This is a genomic window from Streptomyces sp. NPDC046712, assembly GCF_040645695.1.
Lineage (GTDB): Bacteria > Actinomycetota > Actinomycetes > Streptomycetales > Streptomycetaceae > Streptomyces.
In genome coordinates, this window is sequence record NZ_JBEYYW010000026.1 from 1 (window position 1) to 18762 (window position 18762).

At 72.7% G+C, this 18762-nt stretch carries 18 protein-coding genes; 5 read left to right on the forward strand and 13 right to left on the reverse strand.

Annotated elements, in window-relative coordinates:
• Nucleotides 1-228: 228 nt before the first annotated feature.
• Nucleotides 229-888 carry a pyridoxamine 5'-phosphate oxidase gene (pdxH, locus tag ABZ939_RS28360; RefSeq protein WP_361861045.1) on the reverse strand — a complete coding sequence of 220 codons (660 nt, stop codon included), beginning with the start codon at nucleotides 886-888 and terminating at the stop codon, nucleotides 229-231.
• 196 nt (nucleotides 889-1084) lie between these two features.
• Here pdxH and ABZ939_RS28365 point away from each other — a divergent pair, with 196 nt between their 5' ends.
• Nucleotides 1085-2194, forward strand: a complete 1110-nt coding sequence (locus tag ABZ939_RS28365; RefSeq protein WP_361861048.1) for a citrate synthase 2 — start codon at nucleotides 1085-1087, stop codon at nucleotides 2192-2194.
• Between the two features lies 1 nt (nucleotide 2195).
• Here ABZ939_RS28365 and ABZ939_RS28370 read toward each other — a convergent pair whose 3' ends face one another.
• Complete coding sequence (locus tag ABZ939_RS28370) at nucleotides 2196-3239, reverse strand: 2-oxoglutarate and iron-dependent oxygenase domain-containing protein (RefSeq protein ID WP_361861051.1); 1044 nt, start codon at nucleotides 3237-3239, stop codon at nucleotides 2196-2198.
• Nucleotides 3240-3378: 139 nt separating this feature from the next.
• Here ABZ939_RS28370 and ABZ939_RS28375 point away from each other — a divergent pair, with 139 nt between their 5' ends.
• On the forward strand, nucleotides 3379-3585 hold the full coding sequence (locus ABZ939_RS28375) for a hypothetical protein (protein ID WP_361861327.1): 207 nt from the start codon (nucleotides 3379-3381) through the stop codon (nucleotides 3583-3585).
• 43 nt (nucleotides 3586-3628) lie between these two features.
• Here ABZ939_RS28375 and ABZ939_RS28380 read toward each other — a convergent pair whose 3' ends face one another.
• Genes ABZ939_RS28380 through ABZ939_RS28390 form a run of 3 tightly spaced genes read right to left on the reverse strand, consistent with a single transcriptional unit; the run spans nucleotide 3629 to nucleotide 6467 of the window.
• Complete coding sequence (locus ABZ939_RS28380) at nucleotides 3629-4207, reverse strand: TetR/AcrR family transcriptional regulator (RefSeq protein WP_361861054.1); 579 nt, start codon at nucleotides 4205-4207, stop codon at nucleotides 3629-3631.
• Nucleotides 4195-4902: an enoyl-CoA hydratase family protein gene (locus tag ABZ939_RS28385; RefSeq protein WP_361861057.1), complete on the reverse strand. Its 708-nt coding sequence runs from the start codon at nucleotides 4900-4902 to the stop codon at nucleotides 4195-4197. Before ABZ939_RS28385 ends, ABZ939_RS28380 begins: the two co-directional genes overlap by 13 nt.
• Complete coding sequence (locus ABZ939_RS28390) at nucleotides 4899-6467, reverse strand: 4-coumarate--CoA ligase family protein (protein WP_361861060.1); 1569 nt, start codon at nucleotides 6465-6467, stop codon at nucleotides 4899-4901. Before ABZ939_RS28390 ends, ABZ939_RS28385 begins: the two co-directional genes overlap by 4 nt.
• Before the next feature lie 141 nt (nucleotides 6468-6608).
• Here ABZ939_RS28390 and ABZ939_RS28395 point away from each other — a divergent pair, with 141 nt between their 5' ends.
• On the forward strand, nucleotides 6609-7481 hold the full coding sequence (locus ABZ939_RS28395; RefSeq protein WP_361861063.1) for a sporulation protein: 873 nt from the start codon (nucleotides 6609-6611) through the stop codon (nucleotides 7479-7481).
• On the opposite strand, the gene ABZ939_RS28400 is transcribed toward ABZ939_RS28395, so the two are convergent.
• The 6 genes from ABZ939_RS28400 to ABZ939_RS28425 all read right to left on the reverse strand — a co-directional run bounded on the left by ABZ939_RS28400 (nucleotide 7439) and on the right by ABZ939_RS28425 (nucleotide 15408).
• Nucleotides 7439-8572: an acyl-CoA dehydrogenase gene (locus ABZ939_RS28400; protein WP_361861066.1), complete on the reverse strand. Its 1134-nt coding sequence runs from the start codon at nucleotides 8570-8572 to the stop codon at nucleotides 7439-7441. The genes ABZ939_RS28395 and ABZ939_RS28400 overlap by 43 nt on opposite strands.
• Nucleotides 8569-10458, reverse strand: a complete 1890-nt coding sequence (locus ABZ939_RS28405) for a biotin carboxylase N-terminal domain-containing protein (protein ID WP_361861069.1) — start codon at nucleotides 10456-10458, stop codon at nucleotides 8569-8571. The genes ABZ939_RS28400 and ABZ939_RS28405 overlap by 4 nt, the downstream gene beginning before the upstream one ends.
• Nucleotides 10459-10469: 11 nt before the next feature.
• Complete coding sequence (locus ABZ939_RS28410; protein WP_361861072.1) at nucleotides 10470-12071, reverse strand: carboxyl transferase domain-containing protein; 1602 nt, start codon at nucleotides 12069-12071, stop codon at nucleotides 10470-10472.
• Nucleotides 12068-13765, reverse strand: coding sequence for an acyclic terpene utilization AtuA family protein (locus tag ABZ939_RS28415; RefSeq protein ID WP_361861075.1), 1698 nt, complete (start codon nucleotides 13763-13765; stop codon nucleotides 12068-12070). Before ABZ939_RS28415 ends, ABZ939_RS28410 begins: the two co-directional genes overlap by 4 nt.
• Entirely contained in the window at nucleotides 13765-14553 is a 789-nt protein-coding gene (locus tag ABZ939_RS28420; RefSeq protein ID WP_361861078.1) for a TIGR03084 family metal-binding protein, read from the reverse strand. The genes ABZ939_RS28415 and ABZ939_RS28420 overlap by 1 nt, the downstream gene beginning before the upstream one ends.
• 240 nt (nucleotides 14554-14793) lie before the next feature.
• On the reverse strand, nucleotides 14794-15408 hold the full coding sequence (locus tag ABZ939_RS28425) for a TetR/AcrR family transcriptional regulator (protein ID WP_361861080.1): 615 nt from the start codon (nucleotides 15406-15408) through the stop codon (nucleotides 14794-14796).
• A gap of 96 nt (nucleotides 15409-15504) precedes the next feature.
• On the opposite strand from ABZ939_RS28425, the gene ABZ939_RS28430 reads away from it, so the two are divergent.
• Entirely contained in the window at nucleotides 15505-15927 is a 423-nt protein-coding gene (locus tag ABZ939_RS28430; RefSeq protein ID WP_361861083.1) for a VOC family protein, read from the forward strand.
• A gap of 226 nt (nucleotides 15928-16153) precedes the next feature.
• Here ABZ939_RS28430 and ABZ939_RS28435 read toward each other — a convergent pair whose 3' ends face one another.
• Complete coding sequence (locus tag ABZ939_RS28435; protein WP_361861321.1) at nucleotides 16154-17062, reverse strand: EamA family transporter; 909 nt, start codon at nucleotides 17060-17062, stop codon at nucleotides 16154-16156.
• 129 nt (nucleotides 17063-17191) lie between these two features.
• On the opposite strand from ABZ939_RS28435, the gene ABZ939_RS28440 reads away from it, so the two are divergent.
• On the forward strand, nucleotides 17192-18091 hold the full coding sequence (locus tag ABZ939_RS28440; RefSeq protein ID WP_361861086.1) for a LysR family transcriptional regulator: 900 nt from the start codon (nucleotides 17192-17194) through the stop codon (nucleotides 18089-18091).
• 67 nt (nucleotides 18092-18158) lie between these two features.
• On the opposite strand, the gene ABZ939_RS28445 is transcribed toward ABZ939_RS28440, so the two are convergent.
• Nucleotides 18159-18752: an MBL fold metallo-hydrolase gene (locus tag ABZ939_RS28445; RefSeq protein WP_361861089.1), complete on the reverse strand. Its 594-nt coding sequence runs from the start codon at nucleotides 18750-18752 to the stop codon at nucleotides 18159-18161.
• Nucleotides 18753-18762 lie beyond the last annotated feature (10 nt).

Consider the following 18762-nt stretch of genomic DNA (forward strand, 5'->3'; position numbering starts at 1 on the left):
TCGACAACACCCTCAAGAACAACGGCACCACCGCACTCGACATCCACGCCACCACCGCCCACGGCAACATCACCGCCCGCAGCCTCTGACCCGCCGCCGCGGCACACCAGCCACGCACGCGACCGCTAGACGCTCAGCGCGGCCAGGCCCAGCAGCGTCGGGGCGAGTTCGGTCAGGGTGCGGTGTTCGAGGAGGGCCCCGCCGACCAAGCTGTCGGCGTGAGCCGGGTCAGGGTGACAGGCGCTCCACGCGCCACTCGTCGCCCGAGTCCACCCGTACGTACCGCAGCCGGTCGTGCAGTCGGTTCTCGTGCCCCTGCCAGAACTCCACCGTCTCCGGTACGACCCGGAAACCGCCCCACTCCGGCGGCACCGGTACCTGCTCGTCGTCCGGGTAGCGCGCGGCCAGCTCCTCGTACCGGGCGAGGAGCTCCTCGCGCGACTCGATCACCGAGGACTGGTGGCTGGCCCAGGCGCCCAGCTGGGAGCCGTGCGGGCGGGTGCGGAAGTACCCGACGGTCTCCTCCCGGCCGGTGCGGACCGCCCGGCCGGTGACGATGACCTGGCGGGCCAGCGGGTGCCAGGGGAAGAGGAGCGAGATGTACGGGTTGGCCGCCAGCTCGCCGCCCTTGCGGGAGTTGTAGTTGGTGTAGAAGACGAAGCCGGCCTCGTCGTAGTGCTTCAGGAGCACCGTGCGGGAGGAGGGGCGGCCGTCGGGGGTCGCGGTCGAGACGACCATCGCGTTCGGCTCGTGGATCGCCGGGTTCGTGGCGGTCTCCTTGAACCAGCGCGTGAACTGTTCGATCGGTTCGGGGGCGAGGTCGGCCACAGTCAGCTCCGTGGTGCGGTACTGCTCGCGCATGTCGGCGGGATCGAGAGCGTCAGTCACAGGGGCCATCCTGCCGCAGAGACGCAGTCTGCCCGGCGCAGCGGCCCGCTAACCCTTCCTCGCCGGATCGGCGCAGTGTGCCGGATGTCACGCTTCCCCGCATCATCGGAACCGTACAGACTCTTTCGCTGGATAGCTGTTCATCCCTGCCAACCACAACCCCCGGATGATTGATCATCGATAGAGGAGCCGCCTGATGTCCGACTTCGTACCCGGACTCGAGGGAGTCGTCGCGTTCGAAACGGAGATCGCCGAACCGGACAAGGAGGGCGGCGCTCTTCGGTACCGCGGCGTCGACATCGAGGATCTGGTCGGCCACGTCTCGTTCGGCAACGTGTGGGGCCTGCTCGTCGACGGCGCGTTCGACCCCGGTCTGCCGCCGGCCGAGCCGTTCCCGATCCCGGTGCACTCCGGTGACATCCGCGTCGACGTCCAGTCCGCGCTCGCCATGCTCGCCCCGGTCTGGGGCCTCAAACCGCTCCTGGACATCTCCGCCGAGCAGGCCCGCGACGACCTCGCCCGGGCCGCCGTCATGGCCCTGTCGTACGTCGCCCAGTCGGCGCGCGGCCAGGGTCTGCCGATGGTGCCGCAGAGCGAGATCGACAAGGCGAAGTCGGTCGTCGAGCGGTTCATGATCCGCTGGCGCGGCGAGCCCGACCCGAAGCACGTCAAGGCCGTCGACGCCTACTGGACCTCGGCCGCCGAGCACGGCATGAACGCCTCCACGTTCACCGCGCGCGTCATCGCCTCGACCGGCGCGGACGTGGCCGCGGCCCTGTCCGGTGCCGTGGGCGCCATGTCCGGCCCCCTGCACGGCGGTGCCCCGTCCCGCGTCCTCGGCATGATCGAGGAGATCGAGCGGACCGGTGACGCCACCGCGTACGTCAAGCAGGCCCTCGACAAGGGCGAGCGTCTGATGGGCTTCGGCCACCGCGTCTACCGCGCCGAGGACCCGCGGGCCCGCGTCCTGCGCCGCACGGCCAAGGAGCTCGCCGCGCCGCGCTTCGAGGTCGCGGAGGCGCTGGAGAAGGCCGCCCTGGAGGAGCTGCACAACCGCCGCCCCGACCGCGTCCTCGCGACGAACGTCGAGTTCTGGGCGGCGATCGTGCTGGACTTCGCCGAGGTTCCGGCGCACATGTTCACGTCGATGTTCAGCTGCGCCCGTACGGCCGGCTGGTCGGCGCACATCCTGGAGCAGAAGCGCACGGGACGCCTGGTGCGGCCCTCGGCGCGGTACATCGGCCCCGGCCGGCGCGACCCGCAGGAGATCGCGGGCTACGCCGACCTGGCGGCGTTCGCGGGCTGACTCAGCCCGCTGCGGTGAGCTGGCGCTCCTCCGCGAGCAGCAGGTCCGCGTGGTGGCGGGCCGCGGCGAGCGGGTGGGCGCGCAGCTTGCCCTTGAGTTCGTTGCGGCCGTACTCGGCGAACAGCGGGTTCGCCGGGTCGGTCGTGATCCCGGGCGCCGTCGAGGCGTACGGGAACGGCAGCGGAGCGATCCGGGCGTCGAGCCGCGGGTTGTAGAAGAACGGGACGGAGTAGCGCTCCGTCGCCCCGGGCGGGGAGACCACCCGGTGGTTGGTGGCGAGCAGATAGCCGTTCGTCGCCACTTCGAGGAGTTCGCCGAGGTTGACGACGAACGCGCCGGGCAGCGGCGGTACGTCGTGGAAGGCGCCGTCCTCGCGCTCGACCTGGAGGCCGCCGACGTGGTCCTGCAGGAGCAGGGTCAGGAAGCCGTAGTCCTTGTGGGCGCCCACGCCCTGGTCGGCGCCGTCGCCCGCGCTTCCCGGATAGCGCACCAGCTTGAGGTGCGGGTGGGCGCGGTCGCCGAAGACGTCGTCGTAGAAGTCGGCGGGCGCGCCGATCGAGGCGAGCAGCTCGTGCAGCAGCCGCTCGGCGACCGCGCTGAGGCGCTCGACCCAGTTCAGGGCGGCCAGGCGCAGCTCGGGGAGGGCGGCGGGCCACTGGTTCGGTCCCTGGAGCCACCAGTACGGCGCCTCGCCGGGGCCGGGGACGTGCGCGGGGCGCTCGGCGCCGATGTCGAGCTGGTCGCGCCAGTCGCGGGAGCCGCCGGTGCGTTCGTCGCCGATCCGGGTGTAGCCACGGAAGTGCGGCGAGTTGGTGGTGTCGAGGGCGATCCGGTCGGCCTCGGGCAGTGCGAAGAAGGCCCGCATGGCGGAGGTGAGCGCCCGGGTCTCCGCCTCGGTGATGCCGTGCCCGACGAGCTGGAAGAAGCCGACGTCGTGGGCGGCGCTGTGGAGCTGCGCGTGGAGGAGTCGCCGGTCCTGGGGGCCGCGGTCGGCGGCGGCGAGGTCGACGATGGGGAGCTGCGAGGGGTACGAGGTGTGCGTCATGGTGTGCGTCCGCGGGGTGTACGGGAGCCCGGGCTCGCCGCCAGGGGTGGGGCGGGGGCGCGGGTGCCTGAAGTGAGGGTGGGCTTCGAGGTCAGGCGGAGCGCCGACAGCCCATGCTCGTGACGCGGAGGAAGTCCACGTGGCGGCGGCGTACGAGCGAAAGCATGCGACCAGAGTACTGCGAGGCGCGCGGGATGGATGTGGCGCCGGTCACAACGGGCCCGGAGCCCGGCTCGTCGACCGGCTGCCGGCCCGCCTCCCGTACGCCAAGGCCGTCGGCATCCAGCCGCGCACCCTGGAGATCTGGGACCGGATGGGTCTGGCCCGCGCCGTCCTGGAGGCCTGAGCAGCGCGGGGCGGCGGAGCCACGGGCCCAACCGCGGCAGTGCTCAGCCGAGGGCCTCGTCCAGGAGCTTCGACCACTGGGCCACCACCCGTTCGCGGCGCGCCGCGTCATCGGTCAGGAGGGTGGCGAGGCCCAGCCCGCGGGCCATGTCGAGGAGGCCCTGCACCGTCTCCCGTACACCGGGGACGGACTCGTCCGCGGCGAGGAGTTCCACCGCGATGCGGTGGGACTCGCGGCCGACACGGGCCTCCAGTTCGGTGACCCGGGCGTGGAGCTGGGGCTCGTGGGCCGCGGCCACCCAGAGGTGGAGGGCCGCGCGGAAGAGCGGGCCGGTGAAGAGGCCGACCAGGGCCGCGACGGCCTCGTGGCGGTCGCGGGCCGGCAGCGCGCGCAGGGCCTGGGAGCGTTCCTCGGCGACGTACTCGACGGCCGCCGTGAACAGGTCCTCCCGGGTCGGGAAGTGGTGCTGCGCGGCGCCGCGCGACACCCCGGCGCGCTCGGCCACCGCGGAGACGGTGGAGCCCGCCCAGCCGTGTTCGGCCAGGCAGGACACCGCCGCCTCCAGGAGCCGCTGCCGGGTGGCGCGGCTCCTGTCCTGCTTCGGGCCGGTCAGAGCCGCCATTCAGGGTCCCGTCGTTCGAGGAAGGCCGTCATCCCTTCGCGCGCCTCGGCGGAGGCGAAGAGCGAGGCCGACCGCTGGACCAGGTCCTCCGCGTCGCGCTCGAAGGTCTCCAGGACTTTAGCCGTGACCAGGCGCTTCGACTCGGCCAGCCCCTGCGGGGACCCCCTGCGCAGCCCTTCCAGGATCGCGTCCAGGGACTCTTCGCCCGCGGTGACCAGGCCCATGGCGCGAGCTTCCGCGAGCCCGAACCGCTCCCCCGTCAGGTAGTACCGCTCCGCCGCCCGCTGCGCCAGCTTCGGCAGCAGCGTCAGGGAGATGACGGCGGGCGCGACCCCGATCCGTACCTCGGTCAGCGCGAAGTCCGAGCCTTCCGAGGCCACGACGATGTCGCAGGCCCCCAACAGCCCCAGGCCGCCCGCCCGCACATGGCCCCGCACGAGCCCCACGACCGGCTTCGGCAGGGACACGATCTGCCGGAGCAGCGCCACGAAGGCGTAGGGGCTGGGCGGTGCCTTCAGGTCCGCGCCGGCGCTGAACGTCGAGCCGGTGTGGGTGAGGAGCACCGCCCGTACGGCCGGGTCCTGTCCGCACTCCGCCAGCGCCTCCGCCAGCTCGGCGACCAGGGCCGCCGAGAGGGCGTTGCGGTTCTCCGGGGAGTCCAGTGTCAGGGTGGCGATGCCACGGTCGAGCTTCATTCGCGGTCCCTCAACTCTCGGCGCAGGATCTTCCCCGACGCTGCCCGCGGCACCCCGTCGATGAACTCCACACGCCTGATCTTCTTGTACGGGGCGACCTTCCCGGCCACGTACGTCATCACGTCCTCGCCGCTCAGGTCCGCCGCGCTCGGCTGACGGACGACGAACGCCTTGGGTATCTCGGCGCCGTCCTCGTCGTTCACGCCGATCACGGCCGCGTCGGCGATCCCCTCGTGGGTGAGCAGCAGCGCCTCGAGTTCGGCGGGGGCGACCTGGAAGCCCTTGTACTTGATGAGTTCCTTGACGCGGTCGACGACGAAGAGCCAGCCGTCCTCGTCGACCCGGCCGATGTCGCCGGTGTGCACCCAGCCGTCGGCGTCGATCATCGCGGCGGTGGCGTCGGGGCGGCCGAGGTAGCCCTTCATGACCTGCGGGCCCCGGATGGCGACCTCGCCCTCGGTGCCCGGCTCGGCGTCCCGCGCCGGGTCGTCGAGGGACAGGATCCGCATCTCGGTGGAGGGGAGCAGCCTGCCGACGGCGCCGGGCGGGGGGTTGACGGCGTCGAGGGGGACGACGTGGGTGCCGGGGGACAGCTCGGTCATGCCGTACGCCTGGCGGACCGGCGGCAGCTTCAGCCGGGCCGAGCACGCCTCGGCGAGGGAGGCGTCGAGCGGGGCGGCGGCGCTGACGATGTACTCCAGGGAGGACAGGTCGTAGTCGGCGACGGCCGGGTGCTTGGCGAGCGCGAGGACGATCGGCGGGGCCACGTACAGGCCGTTGATGCGGTGGTTCTGGATCGCCGCGAGGAACTGGTCGAGCTCGAAGCGGGGCAGGACGACGACGGTGGCGCCCTGCCGCAGCGGGGCGTTCATCAGTGCGGTGAGCCCGTAGATGTGGAAGAACGGCAGGACGGCGAGGATGCGGTCGCCCGGGCCCATCGGGATGAAGGGTTCGAGCTGGGCCAGGTTGGTCGCGATCGAGGTGTGCGTGAGCATCACGCCCTTGGGGACCCCGGTGGTGCCGGAGGAGTACGGCAGGGCGGCGACGTCCTCGTCGGGGTCGAACTCCACGGCCGGCTCGGGGGCGGTGGACGCCAGGAAGGACTGGAGGGAGCGGCAGTCGTCGCCCGTGTCGCAGAGGAGGATCTCCTCGATGCCGCCCGCGAGTTCGGCGGCCGCGCGGGCCGTCGCGAGCAGCGGGGAGACGGTGACGATCCAGCGGGCCGAGGAGTCGCGGAGCTGCTTGGCGAACTCCTCCGCCGTGGACAGCGGATGGACGGTGGTGACGGAAGCGCCGGCGCGGGTGGCGGCGTAGAACGCGACGGGGAACAGCACGGTGTTGGGGCTGTGCAGGGCGAGGACGTCGCCCTTGCGGACCCCGGCCTCGGCGAGGCCGGCGGCGACCCGCCGGTGGAACCCGTCGATCTGGGCGTACGTGAGCGTGAGCCCGCCGGCCCCGTCGATCAGGGCGGGGGTGTCGCCGAACTCGGCGGCCCGGCCGAGGACCGCCTCGTGGATGGGGAGGGAGACGGTCCGAACATCCGCGTACTCGCTGTGGAACACCATGCGTGGCCCCCTGGAGAGGTGGAAGGTGATCGCCAGGATCGCTGCTACGGGTGCGACTTGGGGAGACCCTGTCAGCACCCCAGAAAACAAGCAAGCATGCATGCATGGTTCTTGGCGGATCCGGGCGGTTAGCCTGCGCGCATGGTGTTCAAACGACTGTTGGGCAAGGGCGGTGCGGTCAGCGGGATTCCGCTGGAGGTCGACACCGTCATACCGGACGAGGCGGTGCAGCCGGGAGGGCTGCTGCGCGGGGAGATCGTGCTGCGGGCCCCCGACCGGGACGTGTCCGTCCGGGCGGTCGACGTGAAGCTCGTCGCCAACGCCTCGCCCGCCCTCGGCAAGAGCGCCGAGGTCGACACGGATTCGGGCGACACGTTCGCGCACTTCCGGGCAACCAGCCTTTTCACCATCGAGAAGGGCGGGGAGCGGCGCGTGCCCCTCCGGTTCCGGTTGCGGTGGGAGAGCCCGGTGTCCGAGGTGCGCGAGAAGCGACTCGAAGGCGTACGGCTGGCGCTCTACACCCTCGTCGACGCCGACGGCATCGAGGACCGGACGGACAGCGACCCCCTGCGCATCGGCGCGACGCCGCTGCACGAGGCGGTGCTCGACGCCTTCGCCGCCGCGGGGTACTCCGGCGGCAGCGCGAAGATCGACGACGACTTCATTCCGCGCACCGAGCGGCACATCCTCTACATGCGGCAGGGCTTCCGCCTCGTCGACACCCAGGCCGTGACCGGGCCGGACCGCCCGCAGCACCTGGAGGTCCACTTCCACACCAACGCCGTCGGTGCCGAGATCTACGTCCGCAAGGCCGCCCAGCACCAGAAGGACTGGTGGAAGAAGCCGCCCGCCCTGCGCTACGTGGCCGCCCACCACGAGGTCGGCCACGTGGACTTCGAGGCGCGCGTCCGGCAGTGGATCGACGAGGTCGCCGTCCTGCCCGAGAAGGCCGTCGACGACCGCGAGCGGGTTCAGTACGACTTGGGCAGCCCCAGGGAGTGGGTCGACACGTAGTTCAGGACCATCTCCCGGCTGACCGGGGCGATCCGCGCCACGCGGGAGGCCGTGACGAGCCGGGCGAGGCCGAACTCGCGGGTGAGGCCGTTGCCGCCGAGGGTGTGGACGGACTGGTCGACGGCCTTCACACAGGCCTCGCCGGCCGCGTACTTCGCCATGTTGGCGGCCTCTCCCGCGCCGATGTCGTCACCGGCGTCGTAGAGATGGGCGGCCTTCTGCATCATCAGCCGGGCCAGCTCCAGCTCGATGTGGGCCTGGGCGAGGGGGTGGGCGATGGCCTGGTGGGCGCCGATCGGGGACTTCCAGACCTGGCGCTCCTTGGCGTAGGCGACGGCCTTGTCGAGGGCGTAGCGGCCCATGCCGATCGCGAATGCGGCAGTCATGATCCGCTCGGGGTTGAGCCCGGCGAAGAGCTGGAGCAGCCCGGCGTCCTCGTCGCCGACCAGCGCATCGGCCGGTAGGTGGACGTCGTCGAGGGCGAGCTCGAACTGCTTCTCCTGGGCGGCGAGTTCCATGTCGATGGCGCGGCGGCCGAAGCCGGGGGCGTCGCGGGGCACGATGAAGAGACAGGGCTTGAGGTTGCCGGTGCGGGCGTCGGAGGTGCGGCCGACGATGAGGGTGGCGTCGGCGATGTCGACGCCGGAGACGAAGACCTTGCGCCCGTTGAGCACCCAGCCCGCCTCGGTCCTCGTGGCGGTGGTGGTGATCCGGTGGGAGTTGGAACCGGCGTCGGGCTCGGTGATGCCGAACGCCATGGTGCGGCTGCCGTCGGCGAGGCCGGGCAGCCATTCCCGCTTCTGGTCGTCGGTGCCGAACCGGGCGATGACCGTGCCGCAGATCGCCGGTGAGACGATCATCATCAGCAGCGGCGCGCCGGCCGCGCCCGCCTCCTCCAGGACGATGGAGAGTTCGGCGATGCCGCCGCCCCCGCCGCCGTACTCCTCGGGCAGGTTCACCCCGAGGTAACCGAGCTTCCCGGCCTCGGCCCAGAGCGCGGCCCGGTCGAAACCGGGGCCGTGACGGTGGCCGAGGGCGGCGACGGCGGAGCGGAGGGCGGTGTGTTCCGAGGACTCGATGACGCTGCTCATACGGTCTGTTCCTCCTGTGCTTCGGTCTGTACGGCCGGCTGTACGACGGCGAGCAGGGCGCCGACCTCGACCTGGCGGCCGGGGACGGCGTGCAGCGCGGTGAGCGTGCCGGAGGCGGGGGCGATGACGCGGTGCTCCATCTTCATGGCCTCCAGCCAGAGGAGCGGCTGCCCGGCGGTGACCTCGTCGCCGACGGCGAGGCCGTCCGCGAGACGGACGACGGTGCCGGGCATGGGCGCGAGGAGAGAGCCGGGGGCGGTCTGCTCGCGGGGGTCGGCGAAACGGGGCCGCGGGGTGAGCCGGTGGGGTCCGACGTGGACGTGGTCCCCGTACCGGGCGACGTCGAAGTCCCGTACGACCCCGTCGACTTCGAGCCGCACGCGGTCGGGTGCGGCGCTCACGACGCGGATGCCCTCGGGGGCGGTGACGGTGTACCCGTCGCGGGTGGGCCGGTAGCGGACCTCGTGGTCGCCGTACGCCTTGACCTGGTCCTGCGAGGCGAGGTTCCGCCACCCGCCCCCGAACCGCCCCCGGTTGCCCTCGGCCTCCGCGAGCGCGGCGGCGACGGCGGCGTACGCCTCCCCGGGCGGCGCCTGCGTCAGCGCGTCGAGGTTCCGCTCGTAGAAGCCGGTGTCGAGCCGTCCGGTGTCCTGGAAGTCGGGGTGCCGCAGCGAGGCGACCAGCAGGCCCCGGTTGGTGACGGGCCCGTGGACCCGGGCGCGGTCGAGCGCGTGCGCGAGCTTGCGGACGGCCTCGGCACGGGTGGGTGCGTGGACGACGACCTTGGCGAGCATGGCGTCGTAATGCACCCCGACGCCATCACCGGAGACGTAACCGGTGTCGACCCGCAGGCCCGCCGGGAACTCCAGCGCGTGCAGCACCCCCGTCTGCGGGGTCCAACCCGCGCCCGGGTCCTCCGCGTAGAGGCGGGCCTCGATCGCGTGGCCGCTCGGGGCCGGGGGCTCCGGGGGGAGCGGGGTGCCCTCGGCCACCGCGAGCTGGAGGGCGACCAGGTCGACCCCGTACACCTCCTCCGTCACCGGATGCTCCACCTGGAGGCGGGTGTTCATCTCCAGGAAGTGCGCCCGGCCGTCCGCGACCAGGAACTCCACCGTGCCCGCGCCCACGTACCCGACCGCCTTCGCCGCCCCCACGGCCGTCGCGTGCAGGGAGGCCACGAGCTCGGGCGGCAGGCCCGGTGCCGGCGCCTCCTCGACGACCTTCTGGTGCCGGCGCTGGAGCGAGCAGTCACGGGTGCCGAGCGCCCAGACCGTTCCCTGGCCGTCCGCCAGGATCTGGACCTCCACGTGCCGGCCGTTCTCCACGTACGGCTCGACGAACACCTCGCCGTCCCCGAACGCGCTCGCCGCCTCCGCCGAGGCCGCCGCCAGTTCGGAATCCAGCGCGGAGAGGGCCCGCACGACACGCATGCCACGGCCGCCGCCACCCGCCGCCGCCTTCACCAGGACCGGCAGGTCCGCCTCGGTGACGTCGGCGGCCAGGAGCGGGGCGATCCCGAGGAGCTCCTTCGCCCGCGTCTTGGAGGCCATCGCCTCGATCGCGGAAGGCGGAGGGCCGATCCACACCAGACCGGCGTCCGTGACCGCCCGCGCGAACTCCGCGTTCTCCGACAGGAAGCCGTACCCCGGGTGCACCGCGTCCGCGCCCGCAGCCAGCGCCGCCTTCACCACGAGATCGCCGCGCAGGTACGTCTCGGCGGGTGTCGCCCCCGGCAGCCGTACGGCCGCGTCCGCCTCCCGTACGTGCAGGGCGGAGGCGTCCGCGTCCGAGTACACGGCGACCGTCCCGATGCCCAGCTCCCGGCACGTACGGAACACCCGGCAGGCGATCTCGCCCCGGTTCGCGACGAGGACAGTAGAGATCATGGGTTGAGGCCTCACATTCGGAAGACGCCGAAGCCGCCGCGGGCGCCCTCGACCGGTGCCGTGTGGATCGCTGACAGGCAGAGCCCGAGGACCGTGCGCGTGTCGCGGGGGTCGATGACGCCGTCGTCGTACAGCCGCCCGGACAGGAACATCGGCAGCGACTCCGACTCGATCTGCGCCTCGACCATCGCGCGCAGCCCCGCGTCGGCCTCGTCGTCGTACGGAAGCCCCTTCGCCGCCGCCGAGGCGCGCGCCACGATCGACAGGACGCCGGCCAGCTGCTGGGGCCCCATCACGGCCGACTTGGCGCTCGGCCAGGCGAAGAGGAAGCGCGGGTCGTAGGCCCGGCCGCACATGCCGTAGTGCCCGGCGCCGTAACTCGCCCCCATGAGCACGCTGAGATGCGGGACCTTCGAGTTCGACACCGCGTTGATCATCATCGCGCCGTGCTTGATGATGCCGCCCTGCTCGTACTCCTTGCCGACCATGTAGCCGGTGGTGTTGTGCAGGAAGACCAGCGGGATGTCGCGCTGGTTGGCGAGCTGGATGAACTGCGCGGCCTTCTGCGACTCCGCGCTGAACAGCACGCCCTGGGCGTTGGCGAGGATGCCGACGGGATAGCCGTGCAGGGTGGCCCAGCCGGTCACCAGACTCGGCCCGTACAGCGGCTTGAACTCGTCGAAGTCCGAGCCGTCGACGACCCGGGCGATCACCTCACGCGGATCGAACGGCGTCTTCAGGTCGCCCGGCACGATCCCGAGCAGCTCGTCCTCGTCGTACTTCGGAGGCTCCGCGAGGACTGTCGGGTCCGGGTGCGCCTTGCGGTGGTTGAGCCGGGCGACGATCCGCCGGGCCTGGCGCAGCGCGTCGGCCTCGTCCACGGCGTAGTGGTCGGCGAGTCCGGAGGTACGGGCGTGCATCTCGGCGCCGCCCAGCGACTCGTCGTCGCTCTCCTCCCCCGTCGCCATCTTCACCAGCGGCGGACCGCCGAGGAAGACCTTCGACCGCTCCTTGATCATCACCGTGTGGTCGGACATGCCGGGGACGTACGCACCGCCGGCCGTCGAGTTGCCGAAGACGACCGCGATGGTGGGGATGCCGGCGGCGGAGAGCCGGGTGAGGTCGCGGAACAGCGCCCCGCCGGGGATGAAGATCTCCTTCTGGGACGGCAGATCGGCTCCGCCGGACTCGACGAGCGAGATCACGGGGAGCCGGTTGGCGTACGCGATCTCGTTGGCGCGCAGGGCCTTCTTAAGCGTCCACGGATTGGAGGCGCCGCCCCGGACGGTCGGGTCGTTGGCCGTGATCAGGCACTCGACGCCCTCGACGACGCCGATGCCGGTGACGATCGACGCGCCCACCGGGTAGTCGCTCCCCCAGGCGGCGAGCGGGGACAGCTCCAGGAACGGCGTGTCCGGGTCGACGAGCAGCTCGATGCGCTCGCGGGCGAGCAGCTTGCCGCGCCCGCGGTGCCGTTCGGTGTACTTCTCGCCTCCGCCGGCGAGCGCCTTGGCGTGCTCGCTGTCGAGGGCGGCGAGCTTGTCGAGCATGGCGGCGCGGTGGGCCGCGTAGTCGGGTCCGCCCGTGTCGAGGGCGGAGGCGAGGACGGTCACAGCAGTTCCTCCGGTACGTCGATGTCGCGGGCGCGGAGCCACTCGCCGAGGGCCTTGGCCTGGGGGTCGAAGCGGGCCTGGGAGGCGACGCCCTGGCCGAGGAGGCCGGTGACGACGAAGTTCACCGCGCGCAGGTTCGGCAGGACGTGGCGTACGACGTCCAGGCCGGCGGTCTCCGGCAGGAGGTCCCTGACCTTCTCGACCGTGAGGGTGTGCACAAGCCAGCGCCAGGCGTCGTCCGTACGGACCCAGACGCCGATGTTCGCGTCGCCTCCCTTGTCGCCGCTGCGGGCGCCGGCGACGAGACCGAGCGGCACGCGTCGTGTCGGCCCTTCCGGCAGGGGCTCGGGCAGCGGGGGCGGGTCGACCGGCTCCAGCTCCCGGGTGTCCGCGGGTACGGGGAGGGTGACGCGGCTCCCGTCGGGGAGGACGGCTGTGTGCGGGACGTCGGACGCCGGGATGTGCCGGGTCTCGAAGACGCCGTAGGGCGCGCCCTTGCCGGGCGGGGCGGTGACGTGGAAGCCGGGGTAGCTGGCGAGGGCGAGTTCGATCGCGGCGCCGCTGAGGGTGCGGCCCACGGGTTCGGGGGCGGGGTCGCGGACGACGAGGCGGAGCAGCGCGCTCGCCGTCTCCTCGGTCGCGGCGTCGGCGCGGTCGGTGCGCGCCAGCTCCCAACGGACCTCGGCGGGGCGGGACTTGGTGCGTTCGAAGGCGTCCTCGACCTGGTCCCTGACGAGTTGGGCCTTGGCCTCGATGTCCAGGCCGGTGAGGACGAAGACGACCTCGTTGCGGAAGCCGCCGATCCTGGTGAGCCCCGCCTTGAGGGTGGGCGGCGGGGCCTCGCCCCGTACGCCGTCGATCCGCACCCGGTCGGGCCCCTCCTGGGTGAGCCGTACGGTGTCGAGCCGGGCGGTCGCGTCGGGCCCCGCGTACCGCGCGCCGGACGTCTCGTACAGGAGCTGCGCGGTGACCGTGCCGAGGTCGACGACCCCGCCCGTGCCGGGGTGCTTGGTGATGACGGAGCTGCCGTCGGCGTGGATCTCGGCGAGCGGGAATCCGGGACGGCGCAGGACGCGCGGGTCGTGCTCGCGGAAGAAGGCGTAGTTGCCGCCGGTGGCCTGGGTGCCGCACTCCAGGACGTGCCCGGCGACGACCGCGCCCGCCAGCTTGTCGTGCCGGTCGGGGTCCTCCGGCCGCCAGCCGAACCTCCACTGCGCCGGCCCGGTGACGAGGGCGGCGTCGGTGACGCGGCCGGTGACCACGACGTCGGCGCCGGCGGCGAGACAGGCGGCGATGCCGGCGCCGCCGAGGTAGGCGTTGGCGGTGAGGACTCCGTCGGTGGCGGGGAGGCGGTCGCCTTCGACGTACGCGATACGGGTGGGCAGGCCGATCCTGCTCGCGAGGCCGGAGAGCGCCTCCGCGAGGCCGGCCGGGTTGAGGCCGCCGGCGTTGGTGACGATGCGGACGCCGCGCTCGTGGGCCAGGCCGAGCCCTTCCTCCATCTGCCGCAGGAAGGTCTTGGCGTAACCGGCGTTCGGGTCCTTCAGGAGGTCCCGGCCGAGGATGAGCATGGTCAGTTCGGCGAGGTAGTCGCCGGTGAGGACGTCGAGTTCGCCTTCGGTGAGCATCTCGCGCACGGCGTCGAAGCGGTCGCCGTAGAACCCGGAGGCGTTGCCGATCCGGAGGACGTCCATCAGGCCCCCTTGGGTGCGCGACCGCTTCCCGCGGGGCCCGCGAATGCCTGGGCTATGTCGAGCCACGCGTCGGCGTCCTCGCCCTCGGCCCGGAGCGCGGTGTCCTTCCGGTGGACGCGCTGGGTGACGAGAAGGCAGAAGTCGACGGCGGGCCCGGTGATCCGCTGGGCGGCGTCCTGGGGTCCGTACAGCCACTCCTCGCCGTCGGGGCCGGTGAGTTCGACCCGGAACGGCTCCGCCGGCGGGGTGGCACCCCGGACGAGATACGCGTAGTCGCGGGCCCGGATGCCGATCCAGGCCACGTGCCGCAGCCGGGCGGTCGGCTCGCGGACGACCCCGAGGGCGTCGGCGATGTCCTGCCCGTGCGCCCAGGTCTCCATGAGCCGGGCGGTGCCCATGGAGGTGGCGCTCATGGGCGGCCCGTACCAGGGGAAACGGGCGCCGGGCGGGGCCGCGCGCAGAGCCGTCTGAAGCCGTTCGCGGCCCACGCGCCACCGTCCGAGCAGCTCGGCGGGCGGGAGCGCGGCGCCCTCCTGCGCGCCCTCGTCGACGAAGGTGCCGGGCGCGGCGAGGGCCTTCTCGGCCTCGGCGGCGAAGGCGTCGGGGTCGGTGGCGGCGAGCAGGGCCGCCCGGTCGGTCCAGGCGAGGTGGGCGATCTGATGGGCGATCGTCCAGCCGGGCGCGGGGGTGGGCGCTGCCCACGCGTCCTCGCTCAACTCCCTGACGAGGAGGTCGACTTCCTCGCTCTCGCTGCGCAGATCGTCGAGGACGACGGCAGGGTCGGACACGGTGCGCTCCCCTCGGGACACGGGCGTGTGCCGAGGAGCATGGCAGCGGAGCCGGAAACAATCAAGCGTGCTTGCTTTAGTTTTTCGGCCGTTCGCTCGGCGCTCGGCGCATCGCACCGACCGTGGCGACGGACCACCCGGCGACCCAGACCGCCCCGACGACCAGCGCCGCGAGCGCCGGCGCGGCCTCGGGCTCGGGAAACCCGTCGGCGGCCACTGGTGGCCCGATCCCGCCCGGGCTCAGGAATCCCGTCGGCGGATGCCGGACAGCAGGCCGTCCAAGGCGCTCACCGTGAGCTCCAGCGCCTCGGGCGTACCGCTTCGGGCCAGCCACAGCGCGGCCTCGTTCATCGCCCCCGACAGCAGTCGCGCCAGCGGCTCGACCGGCTGCTCGGCGACGATCCCGGCCTCGATCAGGGCCGTCAGGGCCTCCGTCAGATGCCGGGCGGAGGACTCCTCGTCCAGAGCCCGCCACTCCTCCCACCCCAGCACGGTCGGCGCGTCGACCAGCACGATCCGCCGTACGGCCGGGTCGGAGCCGGCCGCCAGGAAGGCCCGGCAGCCGGCGCGCAGCTGCTCCCAGGGGTCGGTGTACTCCTCCGCGACTGCCGCGACCCGTTCACCCAGGTCCCGCTGGACCTCGGCGACAACGGCGCGGAAGAGCCCCAGCTTGCTGTCGAAGTGGTGGTAGGCGGCGCCCTTGGTGACCCCGACGGCCTGGGCCACCTCGGTCAGGACCACGCCGTGATAGCCGTCCTCGGCGAACCGCCGCCGCCCTTCGGCCAACAGCGCCCGCCGGGTCGCCGCCCGCTGCTCCGCCCGACTGCCCGCCGCCCGCTCGTCCGGCACCGTCACACACCGCCCTTCCCATTTCGCATACCCGGGGTATGCTAACCGCCCGGTTCACATACCTTGGGTATGCGAAATCCACACACAACGAGGGGTCATGTCATGAAAACCGGGCTCGACAGCTTCTACCCCGTGATCTGCACCCGCGACGTCGCCGCGGCCCGCGACTTCTACACCCGCCATCTCGGCTTCACGGTCACCTTCGAGGCCGACTGGTACGTGAGCCTGCGCCGCCCCGACGCACCGCAGTACGAGCTCGCGCTGCTCGACCACAGCCACCCGACCCTCCCGGAGGGATACCGCACCCCCACCCAGGGCGGCCTGCTGCTCAACTTCGAGGTGACGGACGTGGACGCGGAGCACCGTCGGCTGGTCGGCGAGGCGGGGCTGCCCGAACTGCTCCCGCTGCGCACGGAGGACTTCGGTCAGCGGCACTTCATCGTCGGGGCGCCGGACGGGGTGCTCATCGACGTGATCACCACGACCCCGCCGACCGAGGAGTACGCCGGCCAGTACACCCCGTAGGTCCGTAGGCCGTTCGGCCGGAGTCGTCTGGCAGGGCGCGACAACGCGGAGGAAGGTGCAGCTGAAGCGCCCCTGACCAGCAAGGAGACGCCGGGCACGGCGAGCGCGGCGCAGTCCCGGGTGTCCCCGGATCAGGTCCGGGTGTCCCCCGATGTGGTCGTCAGCCAGCGGCCCGGCACCCAGGACTCACGGTGCGGGGCCGCCTCGTATGTACGCCAGAGCCCGGCTACCCGGACGGCGGGAGGGCCGCCCGCTTCACCTGGGTGCGGACCGCGCCCATGCTCGCCGCGATGACCAGGGCGATCGCGGCCGCGTCCGTCAGGGACAGGGCCTGGCTCAGGACGAGGAAGCCGGCGGTCGCGGCGATGGCCGGTTCCAGGCTCATGAGGATGGCGAAGGTGGGGGCGGGGAGGCGGCGCAGGGCGAGGAGTTCGAGGGTGTACGGGAGGACGGAGGACATCAGCGCGACGGCGAGGCCGAGGCCGATCGTGGAGGGCACGAGCAGCTTGCCGCCCGCCTCGACGATGCCGAACGGCAGGCTGAGCACGGCGCCGAACGCCATCGCCAGCGCGAGGCCGTCCGCCTGCGGGAAGCGCCGGCCGGTGCGGGCGCTGAAGACGATGTACGTCGCCCACATGGCGCCGGCGCCGAGCGCGAAGGCGGCGCCCACCGGGTCCAGCCGGTCGAAGCCGCCGCCGCTGAGCAGGACGACACCTCCGAGGGCGAGCCCCGCCCAGAGCAGGTTCATCAGGCGGCGCGAGGCGATCACCGAGAGGATCAGCGGGCCGAGGACCTCCAGGGTCACCGCGGCGCCGAGCGGGATCCGGTCCGCGGCTTGGTAGAACAGGATGTTCATACCCGCCATGGCGGTACCGAAGGCGACGACGGTGCCCCAGTCGGCGCGACCGTAGCCGCGGACCCTGGGGCGGCAGACGATCAGCAGGACGGCGGCGGCGAGGACGAGGCGCAGGGTGACGACGCCGAGGGCGCCGGCGCGGGGCATGAGCAGGACGGCGACGGCGGACCCGAACTGCACGGACAGACCGCCGGCGACGACGAGCGCGACGGGACCGAGGCGGGTGGCGCGGGTGCGGGCCGGGGCGGTCCCGGTGGCGACCGGTGCGCCGACGACGATGTCCTTGACCGGGCTGTCCACCGGCTCACTCCCTCGCATAGTTCATCAGATTGGACTCTCAGTCCAGAATACTGCACTCGTCAAACGGGCTCCCACTCTCACGCTACGAGCCCGAGCGCGGCGCGTGAAATGCCGATTGGGCTGCGGTTATGCTCCGGGCGCATGAGTCGCACGAGCATCGAGCTGCGCCATCTCCGCTGCTTCCTCGCCATCGCCGAGGAGGGCAACGTGACGAGGGCCGCGGCCCGGCTCCACCTCACCCAGCCCGCCGTCTCCCGCACGCTCGCCGCCCTGGAGAAACACCTCGGCACCCGGCTCGTCGACCGCTCCACCCACCATGTGGCGCTGACCGCCGAGGGCCGCGCCTTCCACGACCGGGCGGCGGCGGCCGTCGCGGCCTTCGACGCGGCCCTGGACCCGGAACGACTGCGCCGGCGGCCGCTGCGGCTCGGGCACGCGTGGTCGGCGTTCGGCCCGTACACCACTCCCCTGCTCCGGCGCTGGCAGCGCGAGCACCCCGACACCCCGCTGGAACTCCTGCGCATCGACGACCGCACGGCCGGGCTCGTCCGGGGCGAGGTGGACGCGGCACTGCTGCGGGGGCCGGTGGAGGCGCCGGGCCTGGCGACGGAGGAACTGGCGACGGAGAACCGGGTCGCGGCGGTCCCGGCGGACAGCGAGCACGCCTCGCGTACGTCGCTGACGCTGGCGGACCTCGCGGACGGAACGGTCGTCCTCAACACCGTCTCCGGCACGACGACGCTCGACCTCTGGCCCCCGTCACACCGCCCGGCGACCACGCTCACGGTGGCCAACACCGACGACTGGCTGACGGCGATCGCGGCGGGCCGCGGCGTGGGCGTCTCCTCGGCCTCGACGGCGGCCATGCACCCCCACCCGGGCGTCACCTACCGCCCCCTCCGGGACGCCCCACCTATCCACGTCCTCCTCGCCTGGCGCGACGCCTCCCCCCACCCGGCGACGGCGCTGCTGGTGGCACTGGCGAGGGAGATCGCGGAGGGCGAGTGACGGAGGCGTGACCCGCCAACGCGTGGTCCGCCAACGCGTGACCCGCCAACGCGTGGTCGGCCGCGTCCTACAGCGGCGCGTCGGACCCCGCCTCGAACGGCCTCCCATGACCCGGGACGATCACGTCGGCCGACGCCAGGACGCGGAGGCGGGAGGCGCGGTGGAGGTCGTGGTCCGGGGACACCGGGTCGTCGGTCGGGCCGTCCGGGCGCCACCAGAGGTCGCCGACGAACGCGATCACGCCGTCGGCGGTGCCGGCGAGGAGCGTGATGTCCTCGGGGCTGTGGCCCGGGGTGCGGATCAGGCGCAGGGACGGGGTGAGTTCATGCCCCTCGGCGTCCCGGTCCGTCCACTGGTCGTGCCGGTACTCCGCCTTGTGGTCGTGGACGCGCGCCTGGCCGAACAGGCCCACGTTCATGGTGTTGTCCGGGTGGTGGTGGCTGAGCACGACGTCGGTGATGTCGTCCGGGCCCAGGCCCAGTTCGGCCAGCGGACCGAGGATGCGGTCACGGCTCGCCACCATGCCGGGGTCGACGATCACATGCCGGTCGCCGTCGGTGACGTACGAGACGGTGGCGGCCACCCCCGGGCCCGTGGAGAGGGTGTAGCCGGTGGTCAGGACGGTGAAGGTGGCGGTGTTGCCGCGCGGCTGGTCTGTCATGTCCCCCAGC

What these genes read in the sequence shown, in the direction of transcription:
- ABZ939_RS28400 (WP_361861066.1), bottom strand. Translation starts at nt 8,572, where the DNA reads ATGAGCAGCGTCATCGAGTCCTCGGAACACACCGCCCTCCGCTCCGCC.
- ABZ939_RS28395 (WP_361861063.1), top strand. Translation starts at nt 6,609, where the DNA reads ATGGTGTTCAAACGACTGTTGGGCAAGGGCGGTGCGGTCAGCGGGATT.
- ABZ939_RS28390 (WP_361861060.1), bottom strand. Translation starts at nt 6,467, where the DNA reads ATGGTGTTCCACAGCGAGTACGCGGATGTTCGGACCGTCTCCCTCCCC.
- ABZ939_RS28440 (WP_361861086.1), top strand. Translation starts at nt 17,192, where the DNA reads ATGCCGATTGGGCTGCGGTTATGCTCCGGGCGCATGAGTCGCACGAGC.
- ABZ939_RS28385 (WP_361861057.1), bottom strand. Translation starts at nt 4,902, where the DNA reads ATGAAGCTCGACCGTGGCATCGCCACCCTGACACTGGACTCCCCGGAG.
- ABZ939_RS28405 (WP_361861069.1), bottom strand. Translation starts at nt 10,458, where the DNA reads ATGATCTCTACTGTCCTCGTCGCGAACCGGGGCGAGATCGCCTGCCGG.
- ABZ939_RS28430 (WP_361861083.1), top strand. Translation starts at nt 15,505, where the DNA reads ATGAAAACCGGGCTCGACAGCTTCTACCCCGTGATCTGCACCCGCGAC.
- ABZ939_RS28415 (WP_361861075.1), bottom strand. Translation starts at nt 13,765, where the DNA reads ATGGACGTCCTCCGGATCGGCAACGCCTCCGGGTTCTACGGCGACCGC.
- ABZ939_RS28370 (WP_361861051.1), bottom strand. Translation starts at nt 3,239, where the DNA reads ATGACGCACACCTCGTACCCCTCGCAGCTCCCCATCGTCGACCTCGCC.
- ABZ939_RS28380 (WP_361861054.1), bottom strand. Translation starts at nt 4,207, where the DNA reads ATGGCGGCTCTGACCGGCCCGAAGCAGGACAGGAGCCGCGCCACCCGG.
- ABZ939_RS28365 (WP_361861048.1), top strand. Translation starts at nt 1,085, where the DNA reads ATGTCCGACTTCGTACCCGGACTCGAGGGAGTCGTCGCGTTCGAAACG.
- ABZ939_RS28445 (WP_361861089.1), bottom strand. Translation starts at nt 18,752, where the DNA reads ATGACAGACCAGCCGCGCGGCAACACCGCCACCTTCACCGTCCTGACC.